We start from the raw sequence: 17,253 nt of genomic DNA on the forward strand, positions 1-17,253 counted from the left end.
TGATGCCGAGGACGGGGGTCGAACCCGTACGGTACTCACGTACCGCAGGATTTTAAGTCCTGTGCGTCTGCCTGTTCCGCCAAAGCGTTGATAACACTGGATTTTTCGGTGCTTAAAGCTTCGACACCTAACCCTTTATTACTTACTCTTATGAAACACCCAACGATAATAATACTCCCACTCTGGTTTTCTTTCCTCGGGAATATTATCAATTAATTGAATCATAAAATTCTGCTAAGCTTATACTTCTTCTTACCGTATCTTAAAAGTATCCTTAAAATTTCAATTTTTCAGTCGCAACTAAATCTCCGCCACGAACAATCTTCCAGCCATATTCCTTCATATACTTAATTGTTGTACTATTTTCAATAACTTTTGCCTCATCCATATTGCAATTAAGTATTTGAATAGTTTCTATTATGCTTTCGGGTGGGTGGAGTTTTGTCCAAGCAGCACCTTTACCCCAAAAATGATCAATAAACTTGTTATTGAGATATGGAGTTTGTCCAACATATTATTTGTTATTTGTAAGCCTTAAGACATAAACCCACCTATCCATGCGTACATTCTCATTAGTCATTTCACCCCTCCATACGACAAAGAAAACCGCTTAAAATTCACATTTTATTCTGAGTGCCCTCGCTTTCTTATAACCTTGTTGCCACCTTCTTTACGAAAAGATCAACTTTCATTTCTTCAACATCAATAAAATCAGAAAGATTGACATTGTAACTTATTGAAATTTCATCCAACAGTTTTTTCAAATCTTGGCTTCCAGCATGTACTCCCAAGAGTACATCACTTCGTACTTGTCTGTTAAAAATAATCAGAAAAAATTGTAAAATTTCTTTATATAATTGCTCCATTATCTTGATGTTCTACATCCTAAATACACCGGATTTAAATGCTGCGACCATATTCTTTTTCTTAGTCCGCCGCTACCTGTTGCCTTTCCTATATAAATTAATTCTTTATTGATTTTTGTGAACCAAGCATATGCTTCTTCCATTGTTGCTAGTGCTGCCTTTTCATCTTTTGTTAAGCATATAGCCATTGAAAAAAACCTCCTTCTACTTCATCTGATTTAGTCAGATACAGCAAAGGAGGTTTATATGCTTCTACGCAAATTCTGTATTTCTAAGGTTTTCACTATGTATGCCGAGGACGGGGCACGTACCGCATATTACGAGCAATTGTTTCAAACATCAGCGACCATCGCCCGGTTTCTTCCCCTGCTCTTGGCCAAGTATAACGCCTGATCCGCCTTCTCCAGCAGCCCCTCCCGCTCCAATGCATGAATAGGATAATGGGCGATTCCCTGGGAGATCGTAACCTGTGTCGGGATTGGACCCCTGCTTTGTTCCAGTGCCCGCCGGACTCTTTCAGCTACGGTGAAGGCTTCCTCAGGTCTAGTGTGGGCCATCAAGATGATGAACTCTTCGCCGCCGTAGCGGTGGCAAACATCGTCTGGGCGAAACGAGGTAACTATAACTTTGGCTACATGTTTCAGCACTTCGTCGCCGACGAGATGGCCGTAGGTGTCGTTCACGAGTTTAAATTTGTCTACATCCAGCACAATGAGCGAAAACGGTTGCCCTGAGGCAATCCACTGGCTCATCGTATACTCTAACGATCTCCGGTTCTTTAAACCGGTCAGAGCATCCGTCGCGGCCTCTTGGGTCAGTTGATCCGTCTGCTTCTGAATATCCGTCACGGCAAGCAACACAGCCTTGGTCAGCAGATCTGCCTCTCGGCTCCATTGTGGCTTCGCTTCCGGCAATACAATCTTCTCCTTGCCCATCCTGCTCACCAGATTTGCCAGGTAGACAAAAGGCCGGGCCAACTTGCACGCTACGAGAATAACGCCCATCAGGAGTATAATGAACGGAAACAACGAATACCCGAGAATTGTCCGAAGGTGGCCCATCAGTTGATAATGGATGACACTAAGCGGCGAAACGACTACAATTCCCCATCCGTTGGCAGGAACGCTGGAGTATCCGGCAAGCATTTCAACGCTACGGGTGTTGCGCACTTGCTGTTCCCCGCTTTCCCCTTTCATAAGTTTCTGCACAACCTTGTTACTGCTGACATCCTCCCCAATGAGCTGCTTATCCGGGTGGTACAACAGATGCCCGCTTGAATCCACAATATAATAATAAGAGCCAGAATCGTCCACGTTGTTGTCGCCAAAAATCATAGACAAAATATTGTTCTCCTGCAGATAAAATGTGCCGCTCAAAATACCGCGATATGTACCATTGTTGCTGAAAATTGGCTGACTCATAAACACGATTAGTCTCTTGGTGGTCGAGGTCATGTAGGGGGAAGATATGTAAGGTTTTTTGATCGCCAGAGCTTCCAAACCGGCCTTAGAAGTAATACGGTCGCCTACCGGCCCCAAACTAGCCGGTACTACGTTGCGGAGCAGCCCGTCGGCATCGACCACGGCGATAGAATTGAAGTAATTGCTACTATTGCGCATTAGTTCCAAATAATCATCCACTTGCTCCGGCGTTGAGGCATCGTCATCGGAGAGTGTGGCAGCGCTGTATTCCAAACTGCTGCGCATGGACTGAAATAAGGAATCCATTGTCTTAGTCATTCGGTCAGCGTTGTAGTAATTCAGATGGAGTGTAGTCTCCATCAATGATTGTTTTTTGGACTCGTAAGAGCCGATCAGAAGAATGCTTGAGGTTAGTAGAACCACCAGCGTAACCAAGCCCGTAAGCAGCGATGTGAGACTGAGCTTTTTACTTTGACGCGGCTCGGCCCTTCTCAGTGTAAGCAAACTATAACCCTCCTTGGTTCTTGAAAACTAGCTTAATCAATAATACAACAAATTAAGATGCTATTCGACAATAATCAATGAACTCCAATCTCTCACACACTATACGTAACGTTCGATATACGGTGGTTCATGAAATATTCCATATAAAAAACTCTTCTCCAGAACTTGTGAATTGACAAGCACTGAAAAAGATTGTTTTTATACGTGAACATTGAAGACCTTAAAGAGTTTGGCTCTCAAATTATTGAAGAGATTTACAATGCTCCAAAGTTTGACTCAATATAAATATGAGTAAATACCGCACCGTGACAGGGCTAAACGTTTCAGACTCCAATGAGTCATATAGTTCTGCCCCTCTTTCCACGCAAATCCCAGAAGCATCCGTTCATGCAAGACGTTCCATTTGCAAATTGCCTAGTGCATTAAATGCACATTGTCTCCGACTCGCAGAATCACTTCGAGAAATAGTTTTTTTCCATATTGGAATCCTTCATTGTGCTTAATGTGAATTTAGAGACTCTAAGTTGTGTGATAATTCATCAGGTAGTGGCTCTTTCATTAGTTTGTTAAGTATTTCATTCCTTGCTCCGTTGTTCTTCAAAAATGAGAATAGCAGGTTTGCCTTATCCGTACGATTCATTAGAGCATAGGCAACAAACCATACTTCAGGAGCAGAAACTTGAACACCATTCCAACTCGAAATCGGAACTGTTGGCATTTTACAAAGCCCTTTAGTAGAATGAATCGAGAAGTTTCCTAATATTTCAACCTGAGGGTTTCTTTTGTGAATTAATAGTTTATACTCACTTCCGAAAGGATAATCACCACTTTTTAGTTCCTCAACTTTGAAGTTTCGTAGAGCATCCATGACAGTTTCTTTAGGTGCGTCAGTCATAATATCCCAATCATGAGCGGAATTGAATAGACCTAAACTTAGTAATAAACCGCTCCCACCCAAGGAATAGTTAATGCCGAATTGCTCTAATTTTTCTGTTACGATAACCAAATTGTTAATATCTGAATTCATTATTCGAGAACCTTCCTTTAGTTATTTTTTCATTTATCATACCATATATTGGAAGTTTGGGAGATGCCCACTACTTGTTCAATCCTTTGGCAATAAGCCTTGATAACCATGCGAACATTTTGCATTTAAATTCAAGCGCTGTGTTCACATCATCTATGCGAAAGTTAGCGTTATTCCTTGGCTCTAATATTATTTCGTTGTTGCGATTATGAATGATTTAGGAAATATGCGTAGGGCTTGATTGATGATTTTGCTCAATGCTGCCTGTTCCGTTAATTGATAGCTTACTAGGGAAGTATAGAAAAACGAGGGGAAAATACGTGACGACTAACTGTAGACTTGGGGCTTAATAATGACGGCAGCCGAAACTCGACAGATTCAAACTATAAAAAAACAAAAAAACCTTGATTTCTCAAGGTTTTCACTGTGATGCCGAGGACGGGGGTCGAACCCGTAAGGTACTCACGTACCGCAGGATTTTAAGTCTTGAAGTAGTCCTCTTAGCCCCTTTTCTACACCACGGGAAGCTCTAATACAAATCCTTTAACCATGCGGGTTAAGGGCTTTTTTTGTGTTCTATACTCTCTGCGTTCGGGAATTTGTATGTGCAGCCATGTTAGCAAAAATGTTAGCAAACAGATTTGAGTAGGAGCTTCTTACGCATCAGCCCCTTATTACGTCCACTCATTCTTACTTAGGAGGTCTATCCATTTGAATACGCTTAGAACGCAATCCTACAAGCATTTGCTGGCTTCTATCCTCAGAGAAAAGCCCTACACAGTTATGTTATAAATGAGCTGTATCATAGCTTCACCAATCCGGTCTCATTTGTCAATGTAACGGAGTAGGAGATAATGAGCGTAAAGTGCATTGGTTCATCCAGAGCAAAACAAATTATTTCTACCGTACAGCTTGTATTGTACAAGGGTTTGCGGCACCCTTGACCGAATCAAGCGTAATCTGCTCATCAATTATAGTTTTCTATTTTTTGTTTAATTTTGTATGTTCAAAATTAATTATATCATTCTTTAAATACAATCTCTGTGTACTTTATAAATTTTCGATTTGTTATCCCAACTACGGTTTAATACTTACTTTTGTTGCATACCACTTTCCAGATTTTAATATTAGTGTTACGTTGACAGGTTCTCTAAATGCAAGATCATCATTTTTATATTCTTGAGTTACAAATGCTTTTGATACTACAAAGAAATGCAACGGAAATACAAAACCAATATGATGAGAGCTTTTACTATATTTAAAGCTATCCGCTGTCATCCCACGTTCGACTGGATTAATATTTTCAAATGCTGAACTATTCATGTACTTCATATCGGCGTTCCGCTTCATGGCTTCTTCTAGAATAATTTTGGTATCATGTGCAATCCATGCACCAAAGGAGATATATGCAATAACAAATAAAAGAATAAATGAAAGGAGTAACTTTCTTTTATTTCTCATTAGTAATTTCTCCCTCAGTCAAACAGAATTTATAAAATCTCTAGATTGTACCATTGTCAACGTCTTTTTTCTAAAAAATATGTGTGAAATATGGAATAACATTACCCGGTGTGTTAATGATATAGAAATCCCATGTTACATTTTTTCGATTGGTTGTATGATATGAAACCAGTGGTGTAGAAGGTGTGTCTCGGTTCGTGATTACCGCTGTATGATTCATGGTATAGTCAGAACCTTTATCATAAGAAATTATATCGCCCTCGTATAAATGTTCTGGTCCCGGCTTCCCATAGCCATGAATTGTATCTGTACTTCTAATCGAAAGTCCAGTATTGCGAATTATTATTAATAGCATAAGTTAGTGCATATGCTTTTGCTTGTGTTCTATTAAATGCATATGGTAGCAGTAGGTGAAACTATAGACGATGGTGTGGAATCTAAATGATTTGAAGATTCTTCACGCGTTGTATTTATACCTACTTTCTCTGTATATGATTGCTCCTGTACATCTGTGCAGTTTCATTTATTTTAGTTGAGTACTTTTCAAGGTTGTTAATTGCTTTTTTCACCAGTAGAAGGACGGCACAATCGCATCAAAGCGTATCAGCGCCGCCAAATTTATATAAAACTATTCTCATGCAAATCCCGAAAAATTTCCTCAAGAAGATTTTTTTCCATGATTTGATGAAAATCTATATTTATGAATTTATTTTCAAACTCTTCGAAATTCAAAATAGCTAAGCTGTCAGAATAAATCTTCAAAAATTTCACAACTCCGTGCTCCACGTTAAAAAAAGCCTGAATATTGCCTGAAGGTGTACTTCTTTCTACAATAACATTGTATTTGGGGCTCTCTCCGTAAATCCATTTGTTATCAAAATATTTTTCCATGAGTAAAGGTGTATATGTCATTTTACTATATCTCACCGGAGCAGCAACGTTGCCGTAAACGTTCATGAAGCTTTTTATTAACGCTTCCGTCAAGCTGGCAACAGATATAGCATTATTCAGCTCCTTCAGATTGATGACTCTACTTTTTACAGAGCTTATTCCTTTTGCTTCCAGCTTTAATTTTGACGGCTTTAATATTCTCTCCAACTGCTCCAGGTTGACCTCCACCATTAATGTTCCATGATGAAATCCGTTTCCTTCTTCTGTGTAAAAAGCATGCCCAGAAAACTTTTTCCCCTGATAAACTATATCGTTCCTACCAGATAACGCTACCTCTAATCCAAAGCTCTCAACGGCACCTTTAATGACCTCTAATTGCTTTTCGAGGTTTTCCTGTTCCTTTTTGAAAATAAAGGTGAAGTTCAGATTCCCCAAGTCGTGATATACGGCGCCCCCGCCCGAAATCCTTCTGGCCAGACTCACTTCATTACTCTTTAATTGTTCGATGTCGCATTCGGTGTATGGGTTTTGATTTCTGCCGATCACTACAGTCTTTTCATTTTGCCATAGATATAACGTAACTTCGTCGTGACAGGCGTTTCTCAACAGCTCCTCTTCCAAGGCCAAATTAAAATAGGGATCATTCTCTTGGGAAAGGACAATTTTATTCATCGAAGTGGAGTGCTCCTATGCTAAAACCTAAAACAGCCTCGTGAATGGCTTCTCCCGTAGTGGGATGAGCAAATATAGTGTGTATTATTTCTTCCTCAGTGATATTGCTGTTCATCATTATTGTGAGTGTGCTTATTAGTGCAGAAGCTTCGGGCCCAATAATGGAAGCACCCACTATTTTGCCACTGGACAAATCTTTAATTAATTTAATGAAGCCCTTTTCCTCTCTCATTGTTAACGCCTTTCCGTTAGCCTGAAAAGGAAACTTGCTAATCGATATGTCCATATTTTTAAGCACAGCCTGCTCTTCTGTTAAACCTACAGATGCAATTTCTGGCGATGTAAATATTACATTGGGCACCATACCATAGTCTACATGAGAAGGCGTCCCTAAAATATGGTCCACAACTGCTATTCCTTCATGAGAGGCTACATGCGCCAACTGAATACGATTCGTTACATCCCCGATAGCATATATATGTTCTGCAGACGTTTGAAGGTGTTCATTAACAGATATGCCTTTGCCTTTTTCATTTAAAGCAATACCTGCCTTCTCTATATCCAAATCATCCATATTTGGCGTTCTGCCAATAGCAACCAGGACTTTTTCGCTGGTGATAAATTTTTCAGAATTGTCCATTTCAAATATAACAATAGCCTTGCCACTCTGGTCTTTTTCAATTTTTGTAACCTTAGCCCCAGTGTAGACTCCAATCCCTCTGTCCATAGCTATTTCTTTTATTTCTGCTGAGACTTCCGCATCCACCATGGTCAAAAGCCTATCACAAAACTCAATGACATTTACCTGAATTCCAAAATTGGAATAGATGAAGGCAAACTCCATGCCTATTACACCACCGCCAATAATGGTGATAGAACTTATATTCTCCTTATGTTTAAGGGCCGATGTACTGTTTAGAACAAATTCATGATCTATCCCCGGTAAATTAATATTGGCAATTTTTGAACCTGTTGCGATAATGGTGTCCGTCGCTTCTATGGTATACTCATCTTTGCCATTCTTGACAAGAACCTGTTTGTCATTTACAAAGGATGCGCTGCCTCTGATAATTCTCACATTATTTTTTGAAAGCAAGTAATCTATCCCTGAAACCAATGTATTCTTGATCTCATCCTTCTTATCAATTACTTTAGCCATATCAAGCTGAACATCTTTGACCGTAATACCAAAATCTTCAGCCTTCATTATATTATGAAAGACCTCCGAGGATTTAATCAAAGCCTTGGTCGGAATACAGCCTACATTAAGGCAGGTTCCACCCATAGACAATTTTTCTACAATAACCGTTTTAATTCCACGTTTAGCAGCATAGATAGCCGACACATAACCCCCTGGCCCCGCCCCAATAATTAACAGGTCTGCTTGCAACTGCTCCTTCTTACCGTAAATCATTCCTCCAAAATAATCCAGCTTAGGTTTTTCTTTTCCTTCATTTTCAGCAGTAACTTTAAATAAACCCTGGTCTAACTCAATTTCTTGTCCTTCTTCAACCAGAATCTCATTTATAACGCATTTATATTTTGAATTAAAAGGGGAATTGCCCTTTTTACTCTCCAATTGCAATAAGGTCTGGCCCACTGAAACTGATTCTCCGACAGAAATGTTGATCTTTCCCACTCTTGATTTTTTTTCATGCCCAGTAAGCTGTTCAAGTTTTATATCCACATGAATTCCCCCTAGTCTGCTGTGTAGTTGTATTCACATTTACCGTATCCATTAATTTGGCAACCTCCGCCAATTGCGCAGAGATTGCCAATGAAATGAAATCCTTACTTGAAATCTTGTTCAAATTCATCAATAGAATCTTTAAGCAAGGTGACTGAATACGCCATGCTGGGTCCACCGCCGAAGGCAACAGCAACCATAGCAGATTCAAGGATTTGCTCCCTGGTCGCTCCTGCTTCCAAGGCTTTATAAACGTGAAACACTATGCAGTACTCGCAACGATTATACGCGCCAATCGCTACACTGATCAGTTCTTTGGTTTTGGTGTCTAAGGCACCATCAGCATAATTGGTTCCCAGCAAATTCATAAATGCATTTACGCTGTCCCCATTAGTCTCAGCTAGAGTAGCTAACCCGCTTGTAAAATCATGAAGCATTTGTCTTACATCCTTCTTCAATTGAATCCCCATCCTTTTCATGTGAAATATTTCACTTCTGCCTTCATAATAATACTTTACACCGCAATGGTTGCTATGTAAAGTATTTACGTAAAAAAAACCCTCCTCATAATAATATCGAATGATTTAGTGGGTTTTTGACAAATTATGAACCATCTTATCTAATACTGTCGTAAAAATATGCAGTTCTTCCTGAGATATGCCATTTGTTGCATCATCATGAAAATTTTGACCTATTGGAAGCAACTCAGCTCTTAGAGCTTCGCCCTCTTGCGTTAGATTAATTCTGATTATTCTTCTATCTTGAGAATCTCTGACTCTTGAGCATAATTTTTCTCTTTCCATGCGGTCAAGAAGCCTGGCTATAGAAGATTCATTAACATTCATCTTTTGGGATAGTTCTTTTTGGGATATTCCATCCTTTTCCCCGATAAAAAAAAGGGCCGTCCATTTCACTTTCGTAATTCCAATGTCTTTAAGTCTCCTGTTGAATTCGTCTACTATTTTTTTTGAAGCAGTATTCGTTATGAAACCAATACAATCATTCAAATTAAACATATAATTTTCCTTCCAAAATGGATTGAGGTTCTAAAATGGAATTATACCATAGGCTATCTGATATATGGCCATAATCGCCAATGCTTGTCAAACCCCAGGAGAAGCAGGAGACTTATCTTTATGTTTCGCCAATTCACGAAATACATTCTTCAAAGTATCATAATAAAAAAAAACCTTGATTTCTCAAGGTTTTCACTGTGATGCCGAGGACGGGGGTCGAACCCGTACGGTACTCACGTACCGCAGGATTTTAAGTCCTGTGCGTCTGCCTGTTCCGCCAAAGTATTGATAACACTGGGTTTTTCAGTGATTGTCTTTTCTAGCTACACAGAACTCATTACATTTTAATCGCTCTAATTTTTGATGATTCTGTGTATCGATAAAAGATACACTATAATCACTAATTTGTAAATAATTCATTATATAAAGCTCAGAGTTGCCGGATACCTTGGAAATATATTCCAAATTAGTGCTACTAAACAAAAATATGTTTCAAAATCATACCAAAATAAATGTTTCACTCATTTTAATTTCAGTAAGCTTATGCATCGCTCTTTATAACACTCCCGACACAATCAAGATTTAAATATACAAAACTTTATCTCAATCTCGCTTAGCTGGTATAAAATGTACAAAGCCAATCATTTACTTTCTAACTATCTAGCTTAAATTTCTTATTACCCACTGTTAAATATCCTTTGATTCTAAACACCCATAATTCCAAAACCTGATTGCGATCAGTAACATTTTACATAAATTAATCATCTAGGTAATTACAAGTTCTCTAATTTCTATTAATTTCAAAGATCCATATAGTGTTTTTAAGCTATTCATTGAAATATCTATTAAAGGTTCATACATAAATGAATTGAGATGAATATTCTCAGGAGTCATTAAGCTAACTTGTTCTAGTAATGCTAGTTCACCCAAATCAGATGTTCCTAATGATTTATACAACGAAAGCAGATTACCAGTTTGATTTGATTCAATTTTTTCAATTTCATCAGTATTTCCATGCTCATTCTTTATTCTTTGCATCATTAAATCTTCCGCTAATAATCTTATTCCCATTGAAATTGCCACTTTATCTTCAAGAATAATATCAATAGTTTCAGTCTTCTCATATATTTCTTCACATACATCCATTACCAGATTATATACACTTTTCGTCTCTCGATGTTTAGAAATTACTTTTTCTTTTGCCCAAACTTCATTTATCACATCTTCAAGTTCTTTTATTGTAATTTCTTTTGTTTTCTTTGAGTCTCCAAATTCAACTAAATGTAATAATTTAGTCAAAAACAAATAATTATCTGATTCTTCTGAATCTACATATTCAACGATATTTCTTATGAATGGAATAGATGCTATAAGAATCGTATCATTCTTATGCAACTGATCTTTCCAAGTGTTGAAAATATTTTTTAAATATTTACCTTTTATTAACTCAATACCATCTGTTTTTTTCATAACCATTAAAGAATGATTTCTATCTAATATCCTTGAACTAACTGTTCGATAAAAATCAAAATTGTGAGTCAATATCAAAAAATTAAACAACCCATGTTCTACATTTTCTTTTAGATATTCAATTATTGCGTATTTATTTTTGTAATCGAATGATTCCGCAATATCGTCCGCAATAACTAATACATTTTTCCCAGCTAGTTTTAACGCTTCAATTTCAAAAATAATATTCATTAAGTATAAGGCTCTTCTTTCTCCGCCACTTAATAAAGTATTAAGCTTACCTTTTTCAATCACTTTTGTTTCACCACCCTCATGATATTCAAATACTAAGGCTGGTAATGAATTTCTTAGAACAACTTCTTCTTGATTTTTTATATGTACACGAAAAGGAACATAAAATCTATTCGTAAATATATCTACAACTTTCCTCCAATTTTCGTTTTCTTTTGCTGCTATTTGCGATATTTCTTTTATTTGTATAGCTGCTTTTTCATATTCACAAACAAGAATTTCAAATTGTTCAAGATTGAGTTTTAATATAGTTATCCATGCTCTCATTTTGAATTGATCATAGTCAACTAAATAGCTTATTAAACTTTGGTCATTTTCTATGACGTGTCTGAACCTTCTTAAATGTTCGTTAGCATCTAATTTTTTATCAATCTGCTCAAATTTCTTTACTAATTTTGGGTCTTTCAATATCTCTGTTTTCTCTTTTTGAATTATATCTATTAATTCTTCGTATGATTTTATTGTCTCCCCATTTCTTAATAAAAGATGATGTTCAGCACTAAAAAAACCATTTACCTTCAAGCTATCATTAATTTTATTTGCATTATAATGACTAAACTTTCCCTTTTTATAAAAAGTAGTTTTCTCCATCAACTCATTATAATCAGCATCATATTGTTTAAGTAATTCTACATTATTTGCATCTTTCAAAAATTTTTCTGTCTTTTCATTGAATAGTATGGAATAGTTTACTTTTTCAAAATCAATTTCCACTTCTTCCGTTTCATCCAAATATGTATCTTTAATATATTTAAATAATTTTAACACATCCGTATCGTTTCCATTGAATGCTCCTATAATCTCATCCTCAATATTAAATTTAGGTTCAAAATACTGTTTTAACATTGTAATGAAACTCTCATTTTTTTCATTAATCTCACTCACTACATTCAGATACTTTCTTTGAATATCTTTATTTACCAGTAAATTAGAAACATGTTCAGAATTATAGTTTTCATTATATGATTCAATTACAAATACTTCCTCAGGAAGAATGTCATCTCCCGAACTTTTTTTAACTTCACAAAGCGACTTTCTTTCAAAAATTTCCTCAACAGGACTCTTCCCTGCTTTAATCTGCTTAAATGTTTTAGTGAATGAAGTTTTCATAGTACCGTTCGATGCATAAAGTACATATCCATTTTTTTTATTAAAATCAAATGTAGTCGAAAGCGATTTAATACCGTAGCAGTTTTTCATTACAACAGTTAACTTATCCAAGACTCCCCCTACTTTCATTGTGTAATTAAAGAATCAAAAAAACGTTTTAAAACACTAGTGTGACTATAGGACTATATGAATCTAACAGGATATAGTTAAATGGTAGCATATTATGTATAATATTGTAACTATAAGTGGTATCTCCCACAAAAAAAGACAGCCATATCGACTGTCAATTTATATTTATTTATCCAAACCTAGCCACTACATTCAGTCCTTGCACATTAGCGCCGCTAAAATCCCAATTACCAATCGGATGACTACTTCCACTAGAACTAGAGAACCTTAGATGATCCCTACCTTTATGTTTGAATATCACACTGTCAATATCATTATAAATTGTAAAGTAATTGTTGCCATAATAATAAAGCTGTATACTCGTCACATTCTTGTACTCCTATTCATGCCAGATCAAAACTAATACCTTTACATTCATCTGTTTTCTGTAACCTAGCGCAGTAGAACAGTACCTTGCTATTTTTGTGAAATATGTTACTTCCTTGATAAAAAATACCCGCTCCCCCATACAAAAAAAACATTCATAATGAGTGGCTAGTCCTTAATTATGTTGTCTACTGATTTTTGCCTATCATCTTCACTTGGCATACTACAACCTTAGAATCATATCCACTGACTATGACCACAAAGGTTCTGGATCACACTAATCAAGCCCTGTAATGAAGCTGTGATGAGTCTGATGGGTATCGTGTCCATGCTTCTCCATTAGATGCTGAACGCTTCTGATTCTAATACGCCCTTGTCTCAGTGGTAGTGTATGCTCTTTATCCCTTTACCTGAACGAACTATCATCGAGCCTTTGCGGTCGCTTACATCAACATCTGAGCGGTCGAGAGCCACCAATTCTGATACTCTTATACCTGTCAAAAGCAAAGTCATGAGAATTGCATAGTCTCTTTTATTACCTGTACGGTCAATATCTCTTATCAACTTTTTACGTTCATACATTCTTGTTGTGTTGATAATGCTGGGAAGAGGATATAGTATTAGATTGTGTGAAAAGCCCATCAACTTTCCAATAACATACACAAATGTTACTTCAATTGTACTAACACATAAGGAGCGTGGTATCTATAAAGACCTTTGCGACCCATATAATAATAAGTCCACAGGATGCAACTTACATAAGAAATTTAGAACATAATGACGATTTTCATTTTGATTTCAGAGATGACCCTAGTTTTTCCAACTGGGAGACTGAATCAGGAGATTCTATATCAAATCAAATAGAACTCAGCCATGAACAAATAGCAATTTACCAGAGTAAATATACAATAGCAAAAGAACTTCTTATTATCGCTAAAAGTATAGAGATTGCTGAAAATGTTATGAACTTGGTGGAAGGAGGCATGATTCTCGGATACCCTTCTTTACTAAATAATTCAACGCCTCAATTTTGCTATGAGGTAACTGATGACAAAATCATCACTAGTTCTTACCTAAAACAATCAGCAAATGAACGTGGACTTTTCGGCTGTCTAATCGCACTTTTTTCTTGGAAACACGAGGAACTGATATATAGTATTGAAAAATTTCGTTTCAGTATCTCGCTAGATTATTTCACTCCGCACTCATCACACCCGCGTTACGGAATGATGTTTAGCAATTCACCTAGTAATTATAGAAGTCACGTGACGGCTGGCTATGCACTATTTGCTGCATATTCAATTATTGAAGAACTTGGATTAGAAATTAGATCAAGCTCAAAGAAACAAAGATTTCTTGAAAATCAATGGAATCCTATCGTTAAAGAGGACATTGTCAAAAGATTAGAGAAAGTTGGAGTAACCGATGAGGATACTATTTACTGGTTACAAAGAGGAGAATCTACAGAATTTCAAATAGATATTAAACCTAAATTCGGGGTCGACAGTGAGTATAACATTTATGATGGTGTAAGAGATCTTAAATTAAAAATTTATGAAGCTTTACATTATGCAAGTTATATTCGAAATTTTTACATAGCACATAAATTTAGCAAAATAACAAAATATATATCTCCATATGACGTAAATAACACACAATCTTTAGCTCGGTTTTTATTACTAAATAGATTTGGTTTATGGAAGATGAATTTAGATGAGATAAAGGAGAAATTAGGAAGATAAGCCCCAGAAAGAAGGCTCTGAATACCAATGATAAAACAATGATTCATTCCTTATTTGAAGTGGGATCTTTATTGTATAGAAATAGATACTAAACAAGTGCTTCTATATACTTACCAGACAATATCTTTATGTAGTTCTTTTTCAGCAAATAGTTTATAAAAGTCTTTCGCTCGTTCCTTTGCCTTCTTCCTAATACAGCGTATAAAATTAAACTGCTGTAGAAGCTATGAGAAAGCTTAATATGAAGGCTAATACATTCTATCGTCGAGGGATATTTCAACTGGTCACCGAATACTTAACTCAGGTTTTAGAACGAAAAAAGGATAAGGGTAAATTCATGTACCAAATGATTATGTTTAGGGGATATTCGTAGCTGATGCTCATTTATCAACAATAATTCAAGTTCCCAGAGCAAAACAAAACCAAATTATCAATTTGATATAACTTGGTCGCTTTTTGATCTATCCTATATAATTGTCCATCTAAAATTGCTGATGTTGCTGAATCCAACCTATAAAAATATTATGATTGGTCTGTATAATAGTTGCGTTACTCATTACATCGCTCCTATTCATATTTCGTCCAAAACGCTTTTGTCATTACATAAAGAAAGCCTACGAGCAATAGTGGCTCATAGGCATGTTCTTGTTTAAATCTCATCATCATACATTGCTTCAATGCTTTCTAATCTGTCTTTTTGGCTCATTAGATGAAATGGTATAACTCGATCCTTATGATATTTCCGTGTTACTAACTGATCTATTAATTCATTTTTAGATAACAAATTCAAGATTTTAGTTTGGTCAACCAATTTACTCTCGATCTTCCACATCAATTTTTCAATTACTTTGAGTCGCTCATCTGTATAAGACACAATTGAAAGTACATTGTCAGTCAACACATTGACACTCTCGTTAAGTTGATTAAGTCGCTCCTGAATCATCTGTGCTTCGTGCATTATTTCACCTCTCTTGGAATCTGCTCAGGAAATAGTTCATCAAAGACTTTGGCGAGTTTTAATATAGAATCTGATGTGGGAGTATTAAAATACATTTCATTACACTGTGTACATTTGGCTCCCCTGAAAGTGGAGTCAATAAACAATGCTCCTCCAAGTTTTAGTTCAATACTCATATCAGTATTTGGAACCTCATTGCAACCGCACATAAGACAATCAGTTAAATTAATCTCTCCTTCTCCGTAATCTGGTTTTAACTTCCTCTTCAAATTTAGTGCTTTCCGTTCTTCTAAATCTTTCTCACCATATGCCATGATCCATAATTCATCAAGAGTCTTGCCTTCAAGAGATTCGGGAACTACGTTTTTCTCATTGACTACAAACGAAATCTCATAATCAACTCTTGTTATGCTTGTCAACGCTGTTTTCAGCAATGACGAATACTCACTCTCCATTTTTTTCTTTTTCTGATTGGTATTAGTCCCGAAAACGATGCTTACATCACTTGAAAAATCTTCTATACTAAAGCCTGTAAAATAATTATAGAAATCCGGAATAGCCAGTTGGTTTCGTATAACATTTAGAAGCTTCGTATGAAGGGTCTTCATATACTCAATTTTCAAAGCTTCATCGTCTTCTCGGGACTTCTGCCATAACTGTGGAAGAATAGTCTCGAACTTCGCATTTATTTGCCTAGTATTTTCTTCCTTGTTATCACTCATACCCCGCTCCTCCATTCTCAATTGAACATTGATTTCATTTAGAAAGTAAATTTGGTTTTCACTTCCCCCATTAGGATGCAGATTGGTGGTGGTAATCTCCTACTTACAATCATTTCAATATCCAAAGGACTAAGTTTAAACCATTCATTCTTATACTTTTTGGGTTTGAAATGATTTTTTAGCATACTATCAAGCATTTTCGCATAATCGCTTTGGATTGTGGCAAGCATTTTGATCGGCGATGCTGTATCCGAATTGATCTGGTTATACCTAATTCTCGGACACCCAGACTGACCTATCTTCACCACTTTATGCGACTCATCCAAAATTAAATATATTTCTGATGGTACCTTCTCATAAAGCTTCGAAGCCACATTATTTTGAACTTCTTTAGATAAATGATATCTGTAATCAACATCTGGATATTCAAATAAATATTTGTCTACAACTTCTAAAATCAAGCTTTCGCTTTCGCTTTTGTATTTTCTGCCTTTGTTTTGTCCGTTGAGATAATACCATCTTATTGATGGCAACCATTGCTTGTGGAGTTTTTGTTGGGGCATTTTCTGATTCGTAAATACAAATCTGATTTTCGCTACTTCAACCCATTCAGTTTTTTTAGACGCTATTTTCACGAAAAAAATTGGTGCTTCTCCGAGAAGAACATTATCTCGTGCAACATATAATTCAATCCGATAAATCTTGCCTTCTACAGTAAGTTGATGAAAATCTGCAGTTAGATACTCACAAATATTCAAGGAAATCCTCCATTCAATAATTTTCTAATCCATCCATTAGTTTGACATCTGACTTATGATGATCACCTATAGGCACTCCCCCCCCTTTAAGTTATCAATGCCAAAGAAAGTACAGCATCAATTTTTCAAAATAAAAAAGCAGAGTAGCTTAGTAGCCACTCT

Annotated in this window: 17 protein-coding genes and 2 tRNA genes; 1 reads left to right on the forward strand and 18 read right to left on the reverse strand. The window is 36.4% G+C overall.

Going from position 1 to position 17,253, the window contains the following annotated elements:
• Positions 1–6 precede the first annotated feature (6 nt).
• From UQ64_RS27385 to UQ64_RS33055, 15 genes are all read right to left on the reverse strand, one after another.
• Positions 7–81, reverse strand: a tRNA-Leu gene (locus UQ64_RS27385).
• A 566-nt stretch (positions 82–647) separates the two neighbouring features.
• A complete protein-coding gene (locus UQ64_RS31410; RefSeq protein WP_060626626.1) occupies positions 648–866 on the reverse strand; it encodes a hypothetical protein in 219 nt (72 codons plus the stop codon).
• Positions 866–1,054, reverse strand: coding sequence for a hypothetical protein (locus UQ64_RS27395; RefSeq protein WP_060626627.1), 189 nt, complete (start codon positions 1,052–1,054; stop codon positions 866–868). Before UQ64_RS27395 ends, UQ64_RS31410 begins: the two co-directional genes overlap by 1 nt.
• Before the next feature lie 144 nt (positions 1,055–1,198).
• Complete coding sequence (locus UQ64_RS27400; RefSeq protein ID WP_060626628.1) at positions 1,199–2,791, reverse strand: sensor domain-containing diguanylate cyclase; 1,593 nt, start codon at positions 2,789–2,791, stop codon at positions 1,199–1,201.
• 499 nt (positions 2,792–3,290) lie between these two features.
• Entirely contained in the window at positions 3,291–3,818 is a 528-nt protein-coding gene (locus UQ64_RS27405) for a hypothetical protein (protein ID WP_060626629.1), read from the reverse strand.
• A gap of 1,077 nt (positions 3,819–4,895) precedes the next feature.
• A complete protein-coding gene (locus tag UQ64_RS27410) occupies positions 4,896–5,279 on the reverse strand; it encodes a hypothetical protein (protein ID WP_060626630.1) in 384 nt (127 codons plus the stop codon).
• Positions 5,280–5,349: 70 nt separating this feature from the next.
• The gene (locus tag UQ64_RS27415; RefSeq protein WP_060626631.1) at positions 5,350–5,634 is read right to left on the reverse strand and encodes an amidase domain-containing protein; all 285 of its coding nucleotides are present in this window, start codon (positions 5,632–5,634) and stop codon (positions 5,350–5,352) included.
• Positions 5,635–5,897: 263 nt separating this feature from the next.
• Positions 5,898–6,842: a lipoate--protein ligase gene (gene lplA, locus UQ64_RS27420; protein WP_060626632.1), complete on the reverse strand. Its 945-nt coding sequence runs from the start codon at positions 6,840–6,842 to the stop codon at positions 5,898–5,900.
• Positions 6,835–8,529 (reverse strand): dihydrolipoyl dehydrogenase, encoded by a 1,695-nt coding sequence (gene lpdA, locus UQ64_RS27425; protein ID WP_060626633.1) that lies wholly within the window; start codon positions 8,527–8,529, stop codon positions 6,835–6,837. Before lpdA ends, lplA begins: the two co-directional genes overlap by 8 nt.
• Before the next feature lie 104 nt (positions 8,530–8,633).
• Complete coding sequence (locus UQ64_RS27430) at positions 8,634–8,987, reverse strand: carboxymuconolactone decarboxylase family protein (RefSeq protein ID WP_060626660.1); 354 nt, start codon at positions 8,985–8,987, stop codon at positions 8,634–8,636.
• A gap of 126 nt (positions 8,988–9,113) precedes the next feature.
• Positions 9,114–9,545 (reverse strand): MarR family winged helix-turn-helix transcriptional regulator, encoded by a 432-nt coding sequence (locus tag UQ64_RS27435; protein ID WP_060626634.1) that lies wholly within the window; start codon positions 9,543–9,545, stop codon positions 9,114–9,116.
• A 204-nt stretch (positions 9,546–9,749) separates the two neighbouring features.
• Positions 9,750–9,824: transfer RNA gene (locus UQ64_RS27440), tRNA-Leu, on the reverse strand.
• A gap of 486 nt (positions 9,825–10,310) precedes the next feature.
• Positions 10,311–12,527: an ATP-binding cassette domain-containing protein gene (locus UQ64_RS27445; protein WP_060626635.1), complete on the reverse strand. Its 2,217-nt coding sequence runs from the start codon at positions 12,525–12,527 to the stop codon at positions 10,311–10,313.
• A 187-nt stretch (positions 12,528–12,714) separates the two neighbouring features.
• Positions 12,715–12,912, reverse strand: a complete 198-nt coding sequence (locus UQ64_RS27450; protein ID WP_060626636.1) for a hypothetical protein — start codon at positions 12,910–12,912, stop codon at positions 12,715–12,717.
• A 377-nt stretch (positions 12,913–13,289) separates the two neighbouring features.
• Positions 13,290–13,553, reverse strand: coding sequence for a tyrosine-type recombinase/integrase (locus UQ64_RS33055; protein ID WP_425339627.1), 264 nt, complete (start codon positions 13,551–13,553; stop codon positions 13,290–13,292).
• Between the two features lie 56 nt (positions 13,554–13,609).
• Between UQ64_RS33055 and UQ64_RS27455 the strand changes: the two genes are divergently transcribed.
• The gene (locus tag UQ64_RS27455) at positions 13,610–14,653 is read left to right on the forward strand and encodes a hypothetical protein (protein WP_060626637.1); all 1,044 of its coding nucleotides are present in this window, start codon (positions 13,610–13,612) and stop codon (positions 14,651–14,653) included.
• 649 nt (positions 14,654–15,302) lie between these two features.
• Here UQ64_RS27455 and UQ64_RS27460 read toward each other — a convergent pair.
• From UQ64_RS27460 to UQ64_RS27470, 3 genes are read right to left on the reverse strand one after another with little or no spacing between them, the layout of a single operon-like run.
• Positions 15,303–15,611 (reverse strand): hypothetical protein, encoded by a 309-nt coding sequence (locus UQ64_RS27460; protein ID WP_060626638.1) that lies wholly within the window; start codon positions 15,609–15,611, stop codon positions 15,303–15,305.
• Positions 15,611–16,333: a hypothetical protein gene (locus UQ64_RS27465; RefSeq protein WP_060626639.1), complete on the reverse strand. Its 723-nt coding sequence runs from the start codon at positions 16,331–16,333 to the stop codon at positions 15,611–15,613. The genes UQ64_RS27460 and UQ64_RS27465 overlap by 1 nt, the downstream gene beginning before the upstream one ends.
• 38 nt (positions 16,334–16,371) lie before the next feature.
• Positions 16,372–17,091 (reverse strand): GIY-YIG nuclease family protein, encoded by a 720-nt coding sequence (locus UQ64_RS27470; protein ID WP_060626640.1) that lies wholly within the window; start codon positions 17,089–17,091, stop codon positions 16,372–16,374.
• Between the last annotated feature and the right edge of the window lie 162 nt (positions 17,092–17,253).

This window comes from Paenibacillus etheri, assembly GCF_001012825.1.
GTDB classification, from domain to species: domain Bacteria; phylum Bacillota; class Bacilli; order Paenibacillales; family Paenibacillaceae; genus Paenibacillus_AQ; species Paenibacillus_AQ etheri.

Excerpts from the sequence above, each read along its gene's own strand:
- UQ64_RS31410 (WP_060626626.1), bottom strand. The coding sequence starts at position 866 with ATGGAGCAATTATATAAAGAAATTTTACAATTTTTTCTGATTATTTTT.
- UQ64_RS27395 (WP_060626627.1), bottom strand. The coding sequence starts at position 1,054 with ATGGCTATATGCTTAACAAAAGATGAAAAGGCAGCACTAGCAACAATG.
- UQ64_RS27405 (WP_060626629.1), bottom strand. The coding sequence starts at position 3,818 with ATGAATTCAGATATTAACAATTTGGTTATCGTAACAGAAAAATTAGAG.
- UQ64_RS27410 (WP_060626630.1), bottom strand. The coding sequence starts at position 5,279 with ATGAGAAATAAAAGAAAGTTACTCCTTTCATTTATTCTTTTATTTGTT.
- UQ64_RS27415 (WP_060626631.1), bottom strand. The coding sequence starts at position 5,634 with ATGCTATTAATAATAATTCGCAATACTGGACTTTCGATTAGAAGTACA.
- lplA (WP_060626632.1), bottom strand. The coding sequence starts at position 6,842 with ATGAATAAAATTGTCCTTTCCCAAGAGAATGATCCCTATTTTAATTTG.
- UQ64_RS27435 (WP_060626634.1), bottom strand. The coding sequence starts at position 9,545 with ATGTTTAATTTGAATGATTGTATTGGTTTCATAACGAATACTGCTTCA.
- UQ64_RS33055 (WP_425339627.1), bottom strand. The coding sequence starts at position 13,553 with ATGGGCTTTTCACACAATCTAATACTATATCCTCTTCCCAGCATTATC.
- UQ64_RS27460 (WP_060626638.1), bottom strand. The coding sequence starts at position 15,611 with ATGCACGAAGCACAGATGATTCAGGAGCGACTTAATCAACTTAACGAG.
- UQ64_RS27465 (WP_060626639.1), bottom strand. The coding sequence starts at position 16,333 with ATGAGTGATAACAAGGAAGAAAATACTAGGCAAATAAATGCGAAGTTC.